At 39.4% G+C, this 18,737-nt stretch carries 23 protein-coding genes; 21 read left to right on the plus strand and 2 right to left on the minus strand.

The genetic code is table 11. The annotated features are described in order from the left end of the window. The first annotated feature begins 33 nt into the window (after positions 1–33). The 21 genes from A5888_RS13320 to A5888_RS13420 all read left to right on the plus strand — a co-directional run bounded on the left by A5888_RS13320 (position 34) and on the right by A5888_RS13420 (position 16,697). On the plus strand, positions 34–510 hold the full coding sequence (locus A5888_RS13320; protein ID WP_339101649.1) for a capsid assembly scaffolding protein Gp46 family protein: 477 nt from the start codon (positions 34–36) through the stop codon (positions 508–510). Positions 511–516: 6 nt separating this feature from the next. Next, complete coding sequence (locus A5888_RS13325) at positions 517–1,416, plus strand: phage major capsid protein (protein ID WP_339101650.1); 900 nt, start codon at positions 517–519, stop codon at positions 1,414–1,416. 2 nt (positions 1,417–1,418) lie between these two features. Beyond that, positions 1,419–1,715 carry a hypothetical protein gene (locus A5888_RS13330; protein ID WP_086348528.1) on the plus strand — a complete coding sequence of 99 codons (297 nt, stop codon included), beginning with the start codon at positions 1,419–1,421 and terminating at the stop codon, positions 1,713–1,715. Between the two features lie 4 nt (positions 1,716–1,719). Next, on the plus strand, positions 1,720–2,115 hold the full coding sequence (locus A5888_RS13335; protein ID WP_086348529.1) for a phage Gp19/Gp15/Gp42 family protein: 396 nt from the start codon (positions 1,720–1,722) through the stop codon (positions 2,113–2,115). Next, positions 2,102–2,440, plus strand: coding sequence for a hypothetical protein (locus A5888_RS13340; protein WP_086348530.1), 339 nt, complete (start codon positions 2,102–2,104; stop codon positions 2,438–2,440). Before A5888_RS13335 ends, A5888_RS13340 begins: the two co-directional genes overlap by 14 nt. A gap of 43 nt (positions 2,441–2,483) precedes the next feature. Next, the gene (locus tag A5888_RS13345) at positions 2,484–2,672 is read left to right on the plus strand and encodes a hypothetical protein (RefSeq protein WP_170924756.1); all 189 of its coding nucleotides are present in this window, start codon (positions 2,484–2,486) and stop codon (positions 2,670–2,672) included. Further along, the gene (locus A5888_RS13350; RefSeq protein ID WP_086348532.1) at positions 2,673–3,008 is read left to right on the plus strand and encodes a hypothetical protein; all 336 of its coding nucleotides are present in this window, start codon (positions 2,673–2,675) and stop codon (positions 3,006–3,008) included. It abuts the gene before it with no gap. A gap of 17 nt (positions 3,009–3,025) precedes the next feature. Then, positions 3,026–3,586, plus strand: a complete 561-nt coding sequence (locus tag A5888_RS13355) for a phage tail protein (protein ID WP_086348533.1) — start codon at positions 3,026–3,028, stop codon at positions 3,584–3,586. 166 nt (positions 3,587–3,752) lie between these two features. Next, positions 3,753–4,415, plus strand: coding sequence for a hypothetical protein (locus A5888_RS13360; RefSeq protein ID WP_249274448.1), 663 nt, complete (start codon positions 3,753–3,755; stop codon positions 4,413–4,415). A 39-nt stretch (positions 4,416–4,454) separates the two neighbouring features. Then, a complete protein-coding gene (locus tag A5888_RS13365) occupies positions 4,455–4,718 on the plus strand; it encodes a hypothetical protein (protein WP_086348535.1) in 264 nt (87 codons plus the stop codon). 149 nt (positions 4,719–4,867) lie between these two features. After that, a complete protein-coding gene (locus A5888_RS13370) occupies positions 4,868–5,098 on the plus strand; it encodes a DUF5361 domain-containing protein (RefSeq protein ID WP_339101651.1) in 231 nt (76 codons plus the stop codon). A gap of 13 nt (positions 5,099–5,111) precedes the next feature. Beyond that, positions 5,112–7,715 carry a phage tail protein gene (locus A5888_RS13375; protein ID WP_086348537.1) on the plus strand — a complete coding sequence of 868 codons (2,604 nt, stop codon included), beginning with the start codon at positions 5,112–5,114 and terminating at the stop codon, positions 7,713–7,715. Then, complete coding sequence (locus tag A5888_RS13380) at positions 7,715–9,211, plus strand: distal tail protein Dit (protein WP_339101652.1); 1,497 nt, start codon at positions 7,715–7,717, stop codon at positions 9,209–9,211. Before A5888_RS13375 ends, A5888_RS13380 begins: the two co-directional genes overlap by 1 nt. Continuing rightward, positions 9,211–12,741, plus strand: coding sequence for a phage tail protein (locus tag A5888_RS13385; protein ID WP_086348539.1), 3,531 nt, complete (start codon positions 9,211–9,213; stop codon positions 12,739–12,741). Before A5888_RS13380 ends, A5888_RS13385 begins: the two co-directional genes overlap by 1 nt. Positions 12,742–12,761: 20 nt before the next feature. Continuing rightward, a complete protein-coding gene (locus tag A5888_RS13390) occupies positions 12,762–13,055 on the plus strand; it encodes a hypothetical protein (RefSeq protein ID WP_086348540.1) in 294 nt (97 codons plus the stop codon). After that, on the plus strand, positions 13,045–13,251 hold the full coding sequence (locus A5888_RS13395; RefSeq protein ID WP_086348541.1) for a phage holin: 207 nt from the start codon (positions 13,045–13,047) through the stop codon (positions 13,249–13,251). Before A5888_RS13390 ends, A5888_RS13395 begins: the two co-directional genes overlap by 11 nt. Beyond that, complete coding sequence (locus A5888_RS13400) at positions 13,251–14,039, plus strand: N-acetylmuramoyl-L-alanine amidase (RefSeq protein WP_086348542.1); 789 nt, start codon at positions 13,251–13,253, stop codon at positions 14,037–14,039. The genes A5888_RS13395 and A5888_RS13400 overlap by 1 nt, the downstream gene beginning before the upstream one ends. Before the next feature lie 391 nt (positions 14,040–14,430). Then, complete coding sequence (locus A5888_RS13405; protein ID WP_086348544.1) at positions 14,431–14,649, plus strand: YdbC family protein; 219 nt, start codon at positions 14,431–14,433, stop codon at positions 14,647–14,649. 16 nt (positions 14,650–14,665) lie between these two features. After that, a complete protein-coding gene (locus tag A5888_RS13410; protein WP_086348545.1) occupies positions 14,666–15,550 on the plus strand; it encodes a YicC/YloC family endoribonuclease in 885 nt (294 codons plus the stop codon). Between the two features lie 70 nt (positions 15,551–15,620). Continuing rightward, entirely contained in the window at positions 15,621–15,908 is a 288-nt protein-coding gene (locus A5888_RS13415; protein WP_086348546.1) for a hypothetical protein, read from the plus strand. Positions 15,909–16,169: 261 nt separating this feature from the next. Beyond that, positions 16,170–16,697, plus strand: coding sequence for a GyrI-like domain-containing protein (locus A5888_RS13420; RefSeq protein WP_339101653.1), 528 nt, complete (start codon positions 16,170–16,172; stop codon positions 16,695–16,697). A gap of 492 nt (positions 16,698–17,189) precedes the next feature. Here A5888_RS13420 and A5888_RS13425 read toward each other — a convergent pair whose 3' ends face one another. Next, positions 17,190–17,585, minus strand: coding sequence for a PTS sugar transporter subunit IIB (locus A5888_RS13425; protein ID WP_086348548.1), 396 nt, complete (start codon positions 17,583–17,585; stop codon positions 17,190–17,192). After that, positions 17,579–18,433 (minus strand): alpha/beta fold hydrolase, encoded by an 855-nt coding sequence (locus A5888_RS13430; RefSeq protein WP_170924731.1) that lies wholly within the window; start codon positions 18,431–18,433, stop codon positions 17,579–17,581. Before A5888_RS13430 ends, A5888_RS13425 begins: the two co-directional genes overlap by 7 nt. Positions 18,434–18,737 lie beyond the last annotated feature (304 nt).

An 18,737-nucleotide genomic window follows, 5' to 3' on the forward strand; every position in this document is an offset into this window, starting at 1 on the left:
GACAGCCGGGTAAGCTGGGAAAGGATTTTTATTATGTCAGAATTTAAAGCAATTGAAACGCAAGAGGAACTGGACCGAATTATCCAGGACAGATTGACTCGTCAAAAGGAATCATTAGAAAAACAATTTTCCGATTACGAGGAAATCAAAACACGCAATGCGGATTTAGAAAAACAGGTTGGTACATTGCAAACGGCTATTGAAGAATCGAAAACAAGCGCTGCAGATTACGACAAACAATTGAGCGAATTGAACGGGAAACTTGCTGGCTATGAAACAGCAAATTTACGCACAAAAATCGCTTTGCAGAACGGTTTGCCGTTTGATTTAGCAGATAGACTCGTTGGAGATAACGAAGAAACTTTAAAAGCGGATGCTGAGCGACTGGCCGCATTCGTTAAGCCAAAAAACGCAGTACCACCATTGAAAAACACCGAGAAACCTTTAGGCGATGAGAAAGACAATGCCTATAAATCATTAATAAACAATTTAAACACAGAAGGAGAGTAATTTATTATGACATTATCAAGAGGTAGTCTATTTGAACCGGAATTAGTAACAGATTTGATTAACAAGGTAAAGGGAAAAAGTTCTTTAGCCATTCTATCGCAACAAGAGGCAATCCCATTTGATGGAAAAACAGAGTTTATTTTCACAATGGATTCTGAAATCGATATTGTGGCAGAAAATGGGAAGAAAACACACGGCGGCGTGTCAATCGCACCCGTTAAAATGGTGCCTATCAAGGTAGAGTATGGCGCACGTGTTTCTGACGAGTTTATTTATTCCTCAGAAGAAAAGAAAATTGATGTAATCAAATCATTTAACGAAGGTTATGCTAAGAAATTAGCGCGTGGTATTGATTTAATGGCGTTTCATGGGATTAATCCACGTAGCGGCGCAGCATCAACTGTAATCGGAACAAATCACTTTGACAGCAAGGTAACTCAGACAGTCGAATTTTCACAAGCTGATCCAGACGCAAATATCGAAGCTGCAGTATCGATGATTCAAGGAGAGGAAGGCGTAGTTACTGGTTTAGCTGCCGATCCTGCTTTTTCTGCTGCACTTGCTGCAATGCGCACTGGGGGCGATACGAATATTCGTTTATTCCCTGAGCTGGCTTGGGGCGCTAATCCGGGTTCTATCAATGGACTAAAAGCGGATATTAACAACACTGTATCTGGTGGCACAAGTGATGTTGCGATTATTGGGGATTTCGTTAATTATTTCCAATGGGGATTTGCAAAAGAAATTCCGTTAGAAGTCATCAAGTACGGCGATCCGGATAACAGCGGACAAGACTTGAAAGGGTACAACCAGGTTTATCTGCGCTCAGAAACATTCTTAGGATGGGGAATTTTAGACGAAACCTCATTTGCTCGTATCATTAAACCAGCTGCAGGAGGTAATTAACCATGGAATATAAAAATACAAAGACAGGGGCTACTTTTAGTAGTCCTTGTAAAATTAGTGGTGGTAATTGGGTACTATCCAGCGATTACGCTAAAAAAAATATCGAAGTAACTTCTGCAGATGATAAAAAAGTCATCATTGAAGACGAACAACCAGAAGAAGCAGAATTAATCAATACTGCACCAGATGAAATTACTAAAAAGCAGATTATGCAGGAGCTGGATGCCTTTGAAGTTGAATATAATCCGCAAGCAAAGAAACAAGAGCTATATGATTTGATGATGCAGCAAGGGAAGTGATCACATGAGTGATTTTGCTACATTGGACGATATAGAAAAATTGTGGCGGCCGCTAAAAGCTGACGAAAAGGAAAGGGCAGGAGCGTTGCTTTCTGTCATTTCCGACTCGTTACGCGAGGAAGCTTTCAAAGTCGGCAGAGATTTAGACGAGATGGTAAAGGAACGTCCTTCATTTGCTAATGTCGTGCGATCTGTGACCGTTGATGTGGTCGCGCGAACACTTATGACCTCAACTGATCAAGAGCCTATGACACAGTTCGCAGAGGGCGCATTAGGCTATAGTGTTTCAGGTTCTTATCTAGTACCCGGCGGTGGCTTGTTTATAAAGACTTCTGAACTTAATCGTTTAGGGCTACGCCGTCAACGATATGGAGTGATTGATTTTTATGGGAAAGATTAAAGGAATAACCATTCAATTAGTCGATAAGGTAAAAGTGGGAGTTGATCCATTTGACAGGCCGATTTATGAGAATCAGCAGATCGATGTTGATAATGTACTTATTAGCCCGGTTTCTTCTGACGATGTGGTAAACCAGCAAAATCTTACGGGGAAAAAGGCTGTTTATACATTAGCTATTCCTAAAACTGATACCCATGAATGGGAAGATAAAGAAGTCTTATTTTTCGGTAAACGTTGGCGTACATTTGGAATACCGCTTGAAGGTATCGAGGACCTTATACCGCTTGACTGGAATAAGAAAGTGATGGTGGAACGCTTTGAGTAATAAAAAAGGTTTTGAATTGAATCGAGCCGGTGTTGCTGAACTGATGAAGTCAGAAGCAATGCAAAAGGTGCTATCAGATAAAGCAACAGGCATTAGGAACCGCTGCGGCGATGGATATGAACAAGATATCTATGTCGGACAGAATCGGGCAAATGCGATGGTCAGCGCTGAAACCTACAGAGCGAAAAGGGATAATATGAAGAACAACACAATTTTAAAGGCGGTACGATAGATGATTGAACTTGTGATAAAACAATTTCTTGATAGTCATTTGTCTGTACCGTCTTTTTTAGAACGTCCTGCAGAATCTCCGGATCGCTTCGTTCTCTTAGAAAAGACAGGCGGCGCAAAAAGTAATTATTTGCCGTCTTCGACCTTTGCTTTTCAAAGTTATGCGGAATCCATGTATGAGGCTGCAAAGCTAAATGAGGAATTAAAAGAGGCAGTTGAGGACATGATCGTTCTTGATGAAATCAGCGGTATTAAATTAAACAGTGACTACAACTACACAGATACAACGACGAAAGAATACAGATATCAAGCGGTATTTGATATCAATCATTATTAATCAGGAGGAAAAAACACATGGCAAAAGCAGAAAATGTTTCGACAGCAAAACCTAAAATTGGAGGGGCTATCTATTCCGCGCCACTAGGAACAAAATTACCAACGACGGCAATCGCTGAGTTAGATGCGGCATTCAAGAGCCTGGGTTATGTCTCAGAAGACGGATTGACAAATGCTAACTCAATGTCTAGTGAAGATATCAAAGCATGGGGCGGCGATATCGTCGCTTCTGTAGAAACGGAGAAAACAGACACATTCACTTATACTTTGATTGAGTCCACAAACGTTGATGTACTGAAAGAAGTGTACGGAAATGATAACGTGACGGGAGACTTAGATACAGGGATTGCAATTAAAGCAAATTCTATTACGTTAGAGGAACATATAATTGTTGTCGATATGGTTTTAAAGGGCGGAGTCTTGAAGCGAATTGTTGTTCCTAACGGAAAAGTATCCGAACTGGGAGAGATTACGTATACAGATACTGACGCTGTAGGATATGAAACAACTTTAAAAGCTATTGCAGATAACGCTGGGAACACGCATTACGATTACATGCAAAAGCCTACACCCAGTTAAACCCCAAAACCTGATCGTTTTTGACATAGCTAAAAATAGCGCAATAATTGAATGGTTAGGCGCAAATGGGGATGTTTTACTAAATGACATAGTGATAGCTGAGGGCGTTACTTCTCCGCATATCATAGAGGATTTAGAGAGCAACACAGAGTATACAGTAAAAGTTGTGAACAGAGGCGGAGAGAGTGAAGAAGTAACGTTCGCTACAAAAGAAATCACGTATAAAGAAGTAACTATTGCATGTGATTTTAATGGGAAGATGGCTGGAAGCGTGGTCGAGAATCCGCATATTGCTAAAAATGTTGCTCATGCAAATCTGCAAAACCCTGCCTCATCTCTGTGGAGTGAATTCACACAAAATAGTTATAACGCTATTGCAGAATTAGACAACTCAGTCAGCAAATCATCCACCTCTGATAACGAAAAAATTGCACAAGCGTTATTCTCTTTCGATGTCACTGAAGCTATTGAGAGGTACGATAAGAACTATTTTGTTGATAGTAATGCAACAACGATAGCTGAAAAAGTGAGTCTGATTTTAGAGAAACAAAAGTCCATGACATTCAACGTTTATGGTTTCAGTAGTGGTGCAACAGGTAACAAAATTACTGTACACAGACGAGCGGGATCTGTTTGGATAGCAGCGAATGTTGGTGATTCAAACGCGGTACAACGTGTAACAGGTACCTACACCGATGGAAGATTGCTGATGGCGGACGGCAATGTTTATATTTTAGCAAGTGCTACAGCCAGTGACGGTATAACAGCAAGTGTATTAAACATTGACTACGCAAACTTAGAACTAACAATACTAGTGGAAGAAGATTAGCAGACGCTAGTCTTCTTTTCGTTTAGGGAGGAAAACAGAATGATTATTACAGGTAAAACGAAGTCAGGATTTAGCTATAAAATTCAAAAAGAACGGGTTGAAGACTATGAGTTTATTGAACTGATTGGAGAAGTAGAAGAGAATCCAACCGTATTACCAAAACTTTTGAAAATGCTATTCGGTAAGGAACAAACGGAAAAACTGAAAGAGCATTTAAGAACAAAAGATGGTTTTGTTCCAGCAACAAAAATGATCGAAGAGTTTGGAGAAGTTTTGAATAATCCTAAGCTAAAAAACTCTTAATCCTTGCTAGCATGATACGTTTTGATGAAGAATCATTAATGTGCGATCTTGCAGAAACGTATAATATATATGATTACAAACAGTTACCTCCAACTAAGGTAGCTGTTTTTTCTTGTGGTTTAAGGGATAATTCGCGGATCAAAATGAAAATGAATAATCAAATAGTTCCTTTAGAAACTACATTGTTGGCTGGTATCGCTGATAGGTTGAGTGTGCTCGTATGGTCGGAAACTAAAGACGGCCAAAGAGGAAAGAACAAACCGAAATTCATTTTAGATTCACTTAGCGGAAAACCACCAGTCAAAAAAGAAGAAATCGTATTTAACTCTAGCGAGGAATTTGAAAAGACAAGACGAAAATTATTAGAAGGTATAGATTAGGAGGAAAGGGGATATGGCAACAGAACTAGGAAAAGCATATGTTCAAATTGTACCCTCAGCTCGTGGCTTGTCAGGAGCGCTTAGGGGTCAACTTGATCCAGAGGCAGAATCAGCAGGACAATCAGCTGGTTTAAAAATAGGTACTGGTTTGAAAGTTGCTGCCGTCGCTGCTGTCGCCGCAGTAGGTGCAACTTTAGGGAAGGTCATTTCTTCATCACTTTCAGAAGGGGCCAACCTCCAACAATCGCTTGGTGGTATTGAAACGCTGTTTAAAGGTAGTGCTAATAAAGTTATCAAATATGCAGATGAAGCATACCGTACTGCAGGCCTATCAGCTAATGACTACATGGAGAGCGTGACCAGCTTCTCAGCAAGTTTGTTACAGTCTATGGGCGGAGACACAGAAGCTGCAGCAGACAAAGCAAACATGGCGTTAATTGATATGTCAGATAACGCAAATAAAATGGGAACGAGTATGCAAGATATACAAAACGCTTATCAAGGATTTGCAAAGCAAAACTATACAATGCTTGATAACTTGAAACTTGGTTACGGTGGTACTAAAACCGAGATGGAAAGATTACTGGCGGATGCTGAAAAGCTAACCGGTATAAAGTACGATATTAACAACCTTGCGGACGTGTACGATGCGATTCATGCCGTTCAGGAAGAACTCGATATAACAGGAACAACAGCCAAAGAAGCAGCAGAAACATTCAGTGGTTCCTTTGCAGCAATGAAATCAGCATTCTCTAACGTATTGGGTAACTTGGCACTAGGAAGAGACATAACACCTTCTTTGCAAGCTTTAGCAGAAACAACCTCTACTTTTCTACTTGGAAATTTCTTTCCGATGGTAGGGAACATACTATCTACATTACCTAGTGCAATTGGTACTTTTATATCAGCGTCAGCCCCGATGATTGGGGAAGCATTTGACAGTCTATTAGCTAGTTTAAATATTGATATACCTATTTTTGACACGATAGAAACCGCACTAAAAAAAGTAGGTCTAGTTATAGAAACGTTTAAGACTTGGACAAATTTGTTCGACAATACAAAAGGAAGCGTGTTTGATTTAAGAGATTCATTTACGGAATTAATGCCTATGTCATTATATGCTGATATAGCAGATTTAGCGTATGAATTTGGAGAAATGGTCATGAAATTCCAAGAGGGCATGGCTACTGTTGCGTCTGATTTGGCAAGCTTGGGGGCTTCAATTGTTTCAGGGTTGGGCAATGCCTTTGCAACAATAGCCCCTGTTTTTATAAGTAGTTTCGGGAAAATATTGTCACAAATACCGGGATTATTAAGTACAGTAATAACTTCCATAACTCCTATTGTTGATATGATAGGCGAAGCAATTACAAGGCTGGATTTTAGCGGTATACAGGCATTTGCAGAAGCAGTAATACCAGCTGTAACTGCCGCATTTGAAACGATGATGACGATTGTGCGACCTGCAATTGATCAACTCATAGAATCATTTGTTAATATGTGGAACGCGGCACAACCATTCATTTCTGCGCTTGCTGAGCTATTAATGCCTGTATTGCAGATAGTGGCTTCATTCTTGGGTGGAGTGTTTAAAGGGGTGCTAATGGGTGTCTCAGCGGTATTTGATATGATTGCTGTTGCAGTTCAGTTCCTTACTCCGGTCGTACAATTCTTGGTAGGTGTGTTTCAAGCTTGCTTACCTGTCTTTCAAACGATTGCGGAATGGGTCGGTGTTGTTATCGGTCTTTTTGCTAATCTAGGATCGGTCGGGAGTGGTTTGAGCGGGATGTTATCAAGCGCTTGGACCAACATACAATCAGCTATATCTACAGCAGGAACAATTATTTCTGGTGTAATCAACGGGATTAAAACTTTCTTTAGCTCGCTTGGAAGTGCAGGCAGTGTATTAAGCGGCCTCATTTCAAATATTTGGGGCGTTATTCAATCAGTCATTTCGGCTGCCGGAAGCGTAATACAGGGAGTTCTAACTGCTGTCGGAAGTGGATTTTCAGGTATGGGAAGCGTGGTATCTAGCGTAGGCTCTCAAGTGCAAGGAGTAATCAATAGTATAAAGAATTTATTTAACAGCTTGAGAAATATAGATATCAGTGGTGCAGGTAAAGCAATCATGGATGGGTTCCTAGGCGGACTGAAAGGCGCTTGGGGAGCTGTTACTGATTTTGTCGGTGGTATTGCTGACTGGATCGCAAAAAACAAAGGTCCTATCTCCTATGATAAGAAATTGTTGATTCCTGCTGGTAATGCAATAATGGCCGGATTAAACAAAGGACTACAAGAGGAGTTTAAGGTAGTCAAATCAACCGTCTCAAACATGGCAAACGAGCTAGGAGATAGCTTTGATATGTCGGATAATTTCGATTCTTTTAGTGACATAGATACTCAAAGAAGTATTATGTATGACATTTCAAAAGGATTTGAAAGAGACAAAGCTTCTCTAATTGATGACAAAGTAGACAAGCAACCGATAGAAATTAAAGTGCCTGTATATCTTTATCCGGGAGCGACAAAAGAAATCGGCTATGCTACAGCGCCGCACGTTTTAGAAGCGAACAAAAACAGAGAGTATATTGTTAATGCAGTGAGAGGTGGGGCTTAATGGTAAAGTTTGTATCAATGAAAAAAACTTTGTCAGTAGTATTCGACGGTCACGAACTGGCAGATTATTTAATCGTTGCGCCGGGCTTTGATCGAGGGATAGGCTCAAGTCGTGACATTAATTTGCAGAAATTAGGAGAAAGAAGAGGGAAAGAGTTTTTGTCAGTTACTAATGACGAAAGCTCTATTTCTATGCCTTTTTCTTTAGTGGATAATGTGCTTGAAAAACGCAGAGAATTAGCAAGAATTCTTGACGTTGATGAACCGAAAAAATTAGTTTTCGGAGATGAACCTGACAAATATTATTTAGCGATTCCTTCGGATGATGTTCCTTTTTCTGATAGTAAGTATTATGGAAGCGGCACAATAACATGGCTAGTTCCGGATGCTGCAGCGCATTCTACAGTAATAACCCCATTTCCATTAAAGAAGAACACTGATGGTATCTATGAATTTGAAATCGATAACGAAGGCTCAGAGAGTGTGCCGATCACATACAGATTGAAGAATACGAAAGATAACGGATATGTGGGGATCGTTTCGGAATACGGGGCAATGCAATTCGGGAAAATCGATGAACTGGACGGAGAAGACTACAAGCAAAATGAGAAACTTATAAGTACAAGAACTTTCAGCAGTTATCCGGATTTCTCAGGAGCAAACCCACAGGATCAAAACAAGTTGGCTAACGGTAAGTTAGTTCAGAACTCTTTAGGGTTAGCGCTAAACACAGTTGGAACGGGAGCAGTAACTTTTAACGGCGGTATGAAAATGATAAATATTCCTGCGGATTCAGAAGGAAATACCAGCGCTAAGAACTTCTATTGCTATTTCAATTCATGGTTCGAGACAGGATTACAAGGTCAAACAGGCTGTATCAACATTAGCTTTTTTACTGCAGATAACAAGCTGATTTGTTCATACATCATTGAGAAGATAGATGCTTCTGGAAATACCGCTCGTGTCATGTTTCAAGTCGGCGGAGGAAATCAACCTGTATACAAACAAATCGATTTTATCCCATCATTCAGAGATGATCAGAACCCCTTCAATAATTCGAGAGGTCATACTGATTTGATAAAGACTGGCGATACGGTAGAAATGTACTGGTGGGGCAAGCGTTTTGCAGCTAGCTCTCCGCAAATTAAAGATATGGAATGTGCAAAAATAGGCGTTTACATCGGTCAGTATAAAAATAGAAATCTTGGCAACCAGTTTGTTACTCGCTGCTACTTAAGAGAATTGAATTTCTCGAAAATGAACGTTGATAAGTGGCGAGATGTTCCGAATCGATATTCTCCAAATACAGAACTTGTTGTAAATGGAGACGAAACAAGAATTTATGTCGATGGAGTCACGGCACTTGACGATGAAGTCAAAGGAACACAGTATTTTAAGGCGCCACCAGGCAAGACGAAAATACAGGTCTATGTATCTGATTTCAGTGAGCTTGACTTGTCAGCTTGTACAGCAGAGATAAGGGAGGCATGGATTTAATGAATGAAAATGTAAGAATAGCGGTTCGTGACTCTCTTGATCGGCAAACACTCACGTTTCTGGATAACTCAGCAACAGGCACACTTCATTATACAAATGACACGCTCAACCGATTTGTTGAAGGCGACGCAAGTGTATTAACAATTGATGTAGCAAAGACTCATGAGGATGTTCAATATCTGACGTGTGGCAATAAGCTTGCGTTTATCTGGAAGAATAAAGACTACTGGATGAACATTATCGATGTAGAAGAAAATGAGTATCAGCTTACTGTTATCGCTTTTAGTCTTTCGCTTGAGTTGAACAATGAAACTCGCGGAGAGTATAACAGCGATGGCGCAATGAGTATTGAACAGTATATCAGAAAATTTGATCCAGAAAGAACTTTGACTATCGGACTTAACGAAGTATCAGATAAGAAAATTTCATATGAATGGACCGGCACTCAGACCGTGCTTGCTCGTCTCTATTCGATCGCTAACGTATTCAGTGCAGAATTTGAGTTTGTTACTAAGCTAAATGACGACTACAGCTTAAACAGCATTACATTGAATATCTATCGTAAGCATTCAGATACAAGCCAAGGTATCGGAGAGAACAAAACGAATGTGACATTGAGGTTTGGCAAAGAAATCAAGACGATCACACGGAAAGAGAATATCAAGGAAATCTATACAGGTATTCGTCCACGTGGGAAAGATGGTTTAAATTTAGTCGGTTATATAAAAAAGGAATACGATAAGAACAACTTGCTAGAGTATTACACCGATGGAGATTTAATCAGAGCGCCACAGGCTCGTGATCGATTCCCTTCTTTCGCCGCCCAAACAACCGATATGTATATCACATATGACTGGGAAACGGAGTACAGCACACAAGAAGCTTTATATGGGGCTGCACTTGCTGAACTGAAAAAGCATTGTGTACCTGAGCTTGAGTTTACTGTAGACGGCTACTTTGACACAAATGTAGGTGATACTTTAACGATTGAAAACAATAAATATAAGCCTATTTTGATCATAGAAGCACGTGTGACTGAGCAAATAGAATCGTTTACCGATCCAAGCAAAAACAAAACGACATTCTCGAATTTTAAGGAAATCGGCAGTCAGATTGATTCTTCTTTGTTGGCGAAAGTTCAACAGCTGATCGATGCAAACAAGAAATATGAATATCAGATGATTAGCGACAATGGCACAGTATTTAAAAACGGAGAAGGGCAGACAACTTTAAAAGCTCGTGTTCTGGACGGTGTAGAAGACATTACAAACAGCCTATATGTTGTTTGGTACAAAGACGGTCAACACCTCGTTGATGCTCAGAGTATTACCGTCAAAGCAGCAGATATCAATGAGAAAGCTGTATATCGCTACATTGCTACAAACGTTTCAGGCTCAAACAGCGGAGGCTTTGAGGTCACTGTCACGAATGTTGATGACGGGAAAGGTGGCAGAGGGGTAGTATCAACCGTCATTACTTACCAGAAATCAACTTCCGGAACCACTGTACCAATAGGAACATGGAGTAGTTCAATTCCTTCTATTGCAGCTGGTGAATATCTATGGACTCGAACAATATTTAGTTATACGGACACAACGACTAGTACAGCTTATTCGGTTGGACGTATGGGTGTTAATGGTAGTCCGGGAAAAGATGGAACAGATGGGGTAGGTGTAAAACAAGTAGACGTTCACTATCAAGCAGGGTCTTCTGGTACGTCTGCACCTACAGGAACATGGACAACCACAGTTCCGTCAGTATCAGCTAACCAATATCTATGGACCCGAACAACGACAACATACACAGACAATTCTACTAGTATTGCCTATTCAGTCGGTAAAATGGGGGCTAACGGTTCGGATGCTAAGTTGCTCTATTTATCTGCTACAGCTGAAACAATGAATTTCAATCCGGACAATACACCGAAAAATACAACGATCACTATTTCGGCTAAATTGCAAAATGTAACAGGAACCGCAACTTTTAAAGCAATTCCATACATCGGTACTACAGCGCAAAGTGAAATTGCTTTAGGAGGCTCCGGAAATGACCGGACGTTGACAAGCGCTCAATGGAGTAACAAGCAATGGGATTTCATAGCTATTACAGCAACGTTGAGCGGATTAACTGATACATTGTCTATTGTAAAGGTTACTGATGGAGAGGACGGTACGGACGGGATTAACGGGTCAGGACAATTGTTATTCAATCCTAATTGGGAAAATTATAACAGTTCTGGCAATACGTCAACGATGGGATGGACATACAACGCCTATGCTAAACGGTTAGCAGCGGAATCTGATAATCCAACCTTACCAATAATGAGAATAGGGGAAGGAAGTACAGCGTCGAGATATATTCGAAGTGTAAACATTCCTGTAGTTCCAGACACTTATATCAGGATTCAAGGAGAAGCGAGATTTAGCACTGTTACAGTTAACACTGGATATTTTTCTGTAGTTAGATTTTACGAAGCTGGAAAGGCTGCTGAGAACGAGACGCAACTGGCAGGAGCGAACAGTTATTTTCAACTTAATAACGTTTCAAATGGTTCGCTCGTTAAGGATGTGGTAACTACACCTGCATCAAATACAACAGTTGCGAACGTTTGGACACCTTTTACTCACACTATCAAAGTTCCTGCGGGTGTCTCTAATATGAAATGGTTTGCTTGGAACGGACAAGCAGTCGCAACAGCATATACGGATTTCAGGGGCGTATCAATAACTACGTACAAAGAAGGCGAGAAAGGCGATCCAGGTATAATCTATTCTGACGCTGAACCAAACCCAAAAGAAAAAAATATGATGTGGCAAAAGCCAGGCGAACCGTTGAAACGCTGGAATGGCGCTACGTGGGTTATTCATCAGTTTATGGCAGATAACATCTATGCAACAAATTTGACTGTTACCGATGGAAAATTTGAAAAGCTTGAGGGTACTGAAATCCACGGATCATTATTTAAGAATACGTTTAGCAATTACAGCTCTGTTCAAGACGCAATGAGCGGTTACACTCAAATTCAGGGCGCAACAGTAGAGTCTCGTTATACGGGAGATACGACTGGATTAGAAGGATATTGGAGTCTAACGCCGACTGGTTATAGTATGGGGATGAAGCAAAAAAACGGGAATTCAAATGGAATAGATTTATACTATGACCGTTTAGTTTTAAGACAAAACTCAGATTATGTAGTTTTAGATTATGCTACTATGCGCGATTCTGGCTGGATCACTATCCCCTGGGCACGAACGGGAGTAAGCGGCACGCTACAATATCGCTACTACTTGGGAACGTTCACTTGTCGTTTGATTGATTTTGTGTTTAATGGAACAACATCTAGCGCGTCCCCGCTGGCTCGTATTCCTTCGAGTGTATTTGTGCCAACAGCTTCACAGATGCACCTTATCCCACTTTGGAACAATTCAGGAACAACCGATACTATTCAAGTTAATGCGGATGGTGGAATTCATAAAGTATCAAACAACGGAGGAACTACGATGGCACGGGCTTCGTTCGTTGTATTTTAATAGAAGAAAGTAGGCGAAATATGAGATTTTTAGGCTTAACACTTGGAGAGATAGCAACCTTAATCGGATTGCTAGGCGGAGGATTTAGCGGAATTATGTTTCTGTTCAAGGCCATCGTCATCGCGCCGCTTAAGTCATCTATCGATAGCTTAGAGAAATCGGTCACGATATTTTCTAGGCAATTAGAGGAAAGTAAAGCTGATAGACAGATATTGCATCAGCGAATCAATAAAATGGATGTACGTGTGACTATTTTAGAAGAGCACGATAAATGGGAAGAAACGCATAGAAAGGGCGGACAACATGAACAATAAAACGTATGATTATTTGAAATGGATTGTATTGACAGTAATGCCAGCTTTAGCGGTGCTGATTTCAACAGTAGGCGGAAGTCTTAAATGGGAATATACGGAGATCACAGTGACGGTATTAAATGCCGTGACTGTATTTTTAGGCGCTTCTTTGGGTGTTTCCAGTATTAATTATCAAAAAAATGGAGATGATGAGTGATGGTTAAGATTTTACTGATAGCCGGCCATGGCGCCGGCGATCCCGGTGCGGTTGGATGTGGGTTACAAGAAGCAGTTGAAACTCGTGACGTCGTAAATCGTCTAGCGCCTTTACTGAGAAATAAGGGTGCAGATGTCACGGTACTAAATCAGAATATAAACGCTTATGCTTCAATACAAAATAATTCAGTTCCTTTTTCAAGAGGGTACGACTATGTATTCGAGGTTCATTTCAATGCTGCAGGTGCAACCGCACAAGGTACAGAAATCTTTGTGACTAACGCAGAGAGCGCAACAGATGTAGAACAAAAAATCATGAGTAAATTAAGTAAGTTTTTTGTCAATCGAGGCGTAAAGCGTACGGATTTTTCAGTAATATGGACAGCAAAAAGCATGGGAATGAGTAGCGCTTTGCTTGAGGTCTGCTTCATTTCTAGTAAAGAAGATATCGCAGTATATAATGCTAATCGTCAGGCTATCGCTCAAGCAATCGCAGACGGCATTGCTGAGGGTTTCGGACTAAGTACATCATCTACAAATACAAGCAACAATGATACAACAAATAAAACAACCAAATTGGAGGAAATCAACATGGAATGCATTATTCAGAAAAATAAATCTCAATACTACTTTGATGGAACATCGATCAAAGCACTTGCGAATCCGGCAGAATCACGAGCAGTCGGAGACGTTTACAAGGCTATTAACGGAAAGAACATCACTGTAGTAATTGTAACTGATGCGCAATTTGAGAGCTTGAAAAACTTAAGCAAACGTAAAGCGTTGTAAATAAATCATCAGTTAACTTTTAGAGCAAGGTTTAGGTTGATGATTTTTGAAGGTAGTTGTATTTTAGTTTAAGGACGAATGAGTGTAGTTGAAAAATACCATCAAAATTTGTACTTTGGTTGAATCGTTGTGGTTGTTAAAAATCATCAATTATTGTGAAATAGTTGTAAAAAATAGCAAAGCCCTTGTTACTTAATCAGAGCAGGGGCTTTGCTTATCTCACAGCGCCTAATTTTTGACCTTGAATTTGACCTTGAAGCAGTTCATGTATATTACAATGTATATACTAATAAATTGCTATGCTTTGATTAAAACAAAGCGAAAAATTACGTATTCCTATATAATAGAAGAAAAAGATTTAAGAGTTTATACAAGAAGGAGAAGATAGTAAATGGCTCAAGAATTTTCATATGAAATCGTAGAAGAAATTGTTGTTCTTTCCGAGAATGCGAAAGGATGGCGTAAAGAATTGAACTTGGTAAGCTGGAACGATCGTCCACCGAAATTTGATTTACGTGACTGGGCGCCGGACCATGAGAAAATGGGTAAAGGGATCACATTAACAAATGAAGAATTTGAAACACTGCGCGAAACCCTGAAATCTATGTAGAAAGGACACCCTGTCAATGAAAAGTATGACTGGATTTGGGAAAGAAACACTGCAACATGATGTCTACCATATTGATGTTGAAATCAAGACAGTCAATCATCGTTTTTTGGATATGCAGCTGAGAATGCCGAAAGAAGCGAACCCTTATGAGTTGGGCATTCGCCAGCTGATCAAGACCAAATTGCAACGTGGACGTGTAGAAGTTTATGTCAATCTGCAGAAAAACAGCAGCAGCAATAAAACTGTTCACATCCATTGGCCGCTGATTCATCAGCTGCTTCAAAGTATGGAGACAGAGTTGGTAGATAATTACGCAATTGAGCAATTTGATCCATCCACCAGCTTGAATCAACTATTGAATAATTCGGATTATGTTGAGGTCATCGAAGAAAAGACGGACGATACACAATTGGAAGAGCTACTGTTGAAAGCTGTTGAAGCAGCTGTGGAAAATGCGGATAGCAGCCGACAGCAAGAAGGCGAGAAGATCCGCCAAGTGCTACTTGACTATAGTCAAGAGTTTTCAGCTAATGTCGAGAAGCTGACCACATTTACTACGCTGTATGAAGCGGACTACAAGGAAAAGTTCGAAGCGAAACTGAAAGACTGGCTGTCTGCGCATGTAGATGAAACTCGTTTACTGACAGAGATGGCGATTCTTTTGGAAAAAGGCGATATCCATGAAGAGCTTGATCGCTTGATGATTCATATCGATAAGCTGGACCAGCTATTGGCACAATCCGCTCCGATAGGCAGAGAACTGGATTTTCTGATACAGGAAATGAATCGGGAAGTAAATACGATCGGTTCAAAGTCGAGTCCGATCGAAATTAAAAATTTTGTTGTACAATTAAAAACGATTCTGGAAAAAATCCGTGAACAGGTCCAAAATGTAGAGTAGGGGTTATTTTTTCACCATTTGCCTTTTTCAGTCTATAATGAATATGTAAACTGATGAAGAGGTGAGAAGAATGATAAATTATTACGATGTGACATTTCATGAATTAAGTGGGAAATCCGTTATCAAAAGAGAAATTCCTTCTGAAAAAGAAGCCTTCGATGTCTGGCAAGATGCCTGTGATTCGTATACAGAAGAGTATTTGAACATCCGAATCAACGAAGATAAGTTCGTACAGATGAACCGAAAATACATTGTTCGTGTCGATATCGAAGAGGTAGATGGTCCAGCAGAAAAGCAGATCAAGCGTCATGATGAGCTGATGGGCGTGGTTAACACATTGTCGAATATGGGCTTTTAAAAAAACAAGAAACTGCAGGAAATACTAGCGAGGCTAAAGTCTCGCTGGTGCTTCCTGCAGTTTTTCTATGATATTTTGAGTTTGGATTGCCCCGAAAATGAACTTTTATAAGGCATACAACAAGCTATCCCAAAACTGGATAGCTAAGAAGAGTATCACTCTAAAGAGTAATATGAAAAATAAAAGAGGTTGTTATTGGTATGCGAACATAGTAAATTAAAGTTGATGTATTATCAATAACTATTAGTAGGAGATGATTGAATGAATAAACCAGATATCAAAGTTTTTAAGATCAAGCACCCCTCTTTTTTATTTCTTGGAATAGAAAATGAAATAGTCGGATCAATTGAAAATGCTGATTTTGTTACTATTTGGAATAAATTTTTCGAAGTAGGAGGATTTGATAAAATCAGGCCCTATCAAAAGAATTTTAATCCACCAATGGTTATTTATCATCAAAACAACTCTGATAACCTAATCTATTTTATTGGTTCAATAATCGAAAGTGTGGAGAAAGTTCCGAAGGGCTATAGTGCTTGTGTTTTTCCAGAATGTGAATTTCTTGTAATTACAACTGATTGGCTACAAACTGAGGAAGAAGCACTTGGGGAACATGGGCTTGGGCAATGTGGTGAATATGAAAAGATTGTAGATATCCCAAAAGGATATATTCGCTATGATAAAGGAGATAGTCAATACGTATTAATTGAAAAAGAAAATTTTAATACTAAAGAGGGGCACCGATATGAATTTTGGGTCCCAATCAAGAAGATAGATGATAAGAACTAGTGAGATAGTTCATCTAAGCACATTTGAAAAACTAGTTACAGGGGATATTCAAAAAAGTTGTTAACTCTTTTATTCTATATTGAAACAAATCGTTGATCAAAAAATATGTGTCCGCATATTAGAGAAATCTCTAAAGCTATAAGTGATCTGCTTTAAGCTTTGGATGTGCTATACAGGTTCTCTAGGTGATTATCCGAATAAGGCGAAATCATCGTTAAACGAATACCCATTTCGTGTTTATAAAGGGCTTTTTTACGTGGTGAATTTCTTTTAGAAGCTAAAGGGTCCACTGAAAGCCCACTATCTTTGGTTTCATAAGCACTCAAAAAGCTTGATAATAGCGGTAATTGGCTCTTAATTTTTCAGAATTGCTCAGCTTAACAAAAATTTTGCTTATTCTCTTCGAAAAAACAGGGACCGATAGACTTATTTCTATCAGTCCCATAAATGATGGAACCTTAATTTTTTAAAGAAACAATTACTTGAACAGGCTTAGTCTTCTTTCTCGAATTCTTTTTTTAATTCTAAAATATCAGCTAGGGCTTTTTCGCCATTCATATTTCCAAAGGTTCGCATATCAAGATCACTGCAAGGAATGTTCAAGGGTTCAAGAAGTTTTTGCAAACTTGCAGTTTTATACCTTACCTGGGGACAAACCAACACTTGATCAACATAAGGCTGAAAAATGGGTGTGAGAGCTTGATGATTAATTTCTCCTTCACCACCATAAGCAATCAGTGTTGGATAAGTGTGAGACAGGTGCTCAAAATCACTAATAACGTCGGTCAGATGTCCGAAATAAACTTCTGCTGGATCAGCGGCTTTTGAAATCTTTTGGCAAAACATGCTGGAAGTCATACCGCCAGCGCAACAAATATAGATTAACATGAAGTATTCTCCTTTATAAATGTTTTTAAAATCTGCAGAAATTGATCTGGTTGTTCTTGGAAAGGGGCGTGTCCGCAATTCTCTAAAGCATGATAGCTAATGAATGAATTTCTTTCCACTTTCAGTTGATGGGAAATTTCTTTTTCAGAACAAATTGGATCATCTATTCCTTGAATTATACAAGTGGGAATCGTAGTTGAAAGAAAAACTCCCGCCAAGTGATCGGAAAAAAACCAGTCACTAATCTGTAAACTATATCGTAAAGATTTTGACGTGTTAGTACTTGAAAGAATATATCTTTTTACTTCAGGATGATCAAAAAATTCTTTTGGATCTAGTGTTCGTAAAGCTGAGAATTTCTTATTAAAGGGTTCAGAAAGATGCTCGATATAGTGCTGTTGCCTTTTTTGAAAAATGGCTGCAGCATGAGTTGAGCTAAAAAAAACAGCCGGACAACTAAGTAATAGACCTTTGACACAATTAGGGTGTTCACGAATTGTTTGTAAAGCCAAATAACCGCCAAAGCTTCCACCGAATAACCAAAGCTCTTTTTGAGGATATTTTTTTTCAACAAATCTAATTATCTGATAAACATCATTTACAAGATCTTTTTTTGTCATTTTTTTATCAGCAGGAAAAAGAGATTTACCCGAACTTCGTTGATCAAAATAGAGACATAAATAACTAAGTTCCAGTTCTTTAAAAGCTGGTATCTCTCTTAAAGGAGCATAGCCGCTGCCTGGCCCGCCATGTAATAGGATGATGAGCTGAGATGAAGTTTTGTTTCCAGCAAGTAATGAGTTTATTTTGATATCAGGAGCTGTTTGAATAAAGAATTCCTGTTCCATTTTATACTCTCCTTTGTCACCATGTAGTGACGTGTTTGGCATTAGTATAGCATAAGCATGAATAAAAAAATACGGTTGAACTGATAATCAATAGAGGTGATTGTACTAGTGCGAGAGTTCGTCGAAAGGAATTGAGAGGCGAGGGACAGTAAATAAGCGATCATATGAATATAAAATGGATGTCCATTTGTCTGATAATTCCATGTTTCAAAATGGATATGTCGTTTTGTTGCTTGCAGATGTATGTTGTAGTGAAGGTGTAGTTTTAGAGAAGTACATAGGATAGTTTAAAAGGAACAATAGC

Source organism: Enterococcus sp. 9E7_DIV0242 (assembly GCF_002140975.2).
Taxonomy (GTDB): Bacteria; Bacillota; Bacilli; order Lactobacillales; family Enterococcaceae; genus Enterococcus_L; species Enterococcus_L clewellii.

What these genes read in the sequence shown, in the direction of transcription:
- A5888_RS13320 (WP_339101649.1), top strand. Translation starts at nt 34, where the DNA reads ATGTCAGAATTTAAAGCAATTGAAACGCAAGAGGAACTGGACCGAATT.
- A5888_RS13325 (WP_339101650.1), top strand. Translation starts at nt 517, where the DNA reads ATGACATTATCAAGAGGTAGTCTATTTGAACCGGAATTAGTAACAGAT.
- A5888_RS13330 (WP_086348528.1), top strand. Translation starts at nt 1,419, where the DNA reads ATGGAATATAAAAATACAAAGACAGGGGCTACTTTTAGTAGTCCTTGT.
- A5888_RS13335 (WP_086348529.1), top strand. Translation starts at nt 1,720, where the DNA reads ATGAGTGATTTTGCTACATTGGACGATATAGAAAAATTGTGGCGGCCG.
- A5888_RS13340 (WP_086348530.1), top strand. Translation starts at nt 2,102, where the DNA reads ATGGGAAAGATTAAAGGAATAACCATTCAATTAGTCGATAAGGTAAAA.
- A5888_RS13345 (WP_170924756.1), top strand. Translation starts at nt 2,484, where the DNA reads ATGAAGTCAGAAGCAATGCAAAAGGTGCTATCAGATAAAGCAACAGGC.
- A5888_RS13350 (WP_086348532.1), top strand. Translation starts at nt 2,673, where the DNA reads ATGATTGAACTTGTGATAAAACAATTTCTTGATAGTCATTTGTCTGTA.
- A5888_RS13355 (WP_086348533.1), top strand. Translation starts at nt 3,026, where the DNA reads ATGGCAAAAGCAGAAAATGTTTCGACAGCAAAACCTAAAATTGGAGGG.
- A5888_RS13365 (WP_086348535.1), top strand. Translation starts at nt 4,455, where the DNA reads ATGATTATTACAGGTAAAACGAAGTCAGGATTTAGCTATAAAATTCAA.
- A5888_RS13370 (WP_339101651.1), top strand. Translation starts at nt 4,868, where the DNA reads ATGAATAATCAAATAGTTCCTTTAGAAACTACATTGTTGGCTGGTATC.
- A5888_RS13375 (WP_086348537.1), top strand. Translation starts at nt 5,112, where the DNA reads ATGGCAACAGAACTAGGAAAAGCATATGTTCAAATTGTACCCTCAGCT.
- A5888_RS13380 (WP_339101652.1), top strand. Translation starts at nt 7,715, where the DNA reads ATGGTAAAGTTTGTATCAATGAAAAAAACTTTGTCAGTAGTATTCGAC.
- A5888_RS13385 (WP_086348539.1), top strand. Translation starts at nt 9,211, where the DNA reads ATGAATGAAAATGTAAGAATAGCGGTTCGTGACTCTCTTGATCGGCAA.
- A5888_RS13390 (WP_086348540.1), top strand. Translation starts at nt 12,762, where the DNA reads ATGAGATTTTTAGGCTTAACACTTGGAGAGATAGCAACCTTAATCGGA.
- A5888_RS13395 (WP_086348541.1), top strand. Translation starts at nt 13,045, where the DNA reads ATGAACAATAAAACGTATGATTATTTGAAATGGATTGTATTGACAGTA.
- A5888_RS13400 (WP_086348542.1), top strand. Translation starts at nt 13,251, where the DNA reads ATGGTTAAGATTTTACTGATAGCCGGCCATGGCGCCGGCGATCCCGGT.
- A5888_RS13405 (WP_086348544.1), top strand. Translation starts at nt 14,431, where the DNA reads ATGGCTCAAGAATTTTCATATGAAATCGTAGAAGAAATTGTTGTTCTT.
- A5888_RS13410 (WP_086348545.1), top strand. Translation starts at nt 14,666, where the DNA reads ATGAAAAGTATGACTGGATTTGGGAAAGAAACACTGCAACATGATGTC.
- A5888_RS13415 (WP_086348546.1), top strand. Translation starts at nt 15,621, where the DNA reads ATGATAAATTATTACGATGTGACATTTCATGAATTAAGTGGGAAATCC.
- A5888_RS13420 (WP_339101653.1), top strand. Translation starts at nt 16,170, where the DNA reads ATGAATAAACCAGATATCAAAGTTTTTAAGATCAAGCACCCCTCTTTT.
- A5888_RS13425 (WP_086348548.1), bottom strand. Translation starts at nt 17,585, where the DNA reads ATGTTAATCTATATTTGTTGCGCTGGCGGTATGACTTCCAGCATGTTT.
- A5888_RS13430 (WP_170924731.1), bottom strand. Translation starts at nt 18,433, where the DNA reads ATGGAACAGGAATTCTTTATTCAAACAGCTCCTGATATCAAAATAAAC.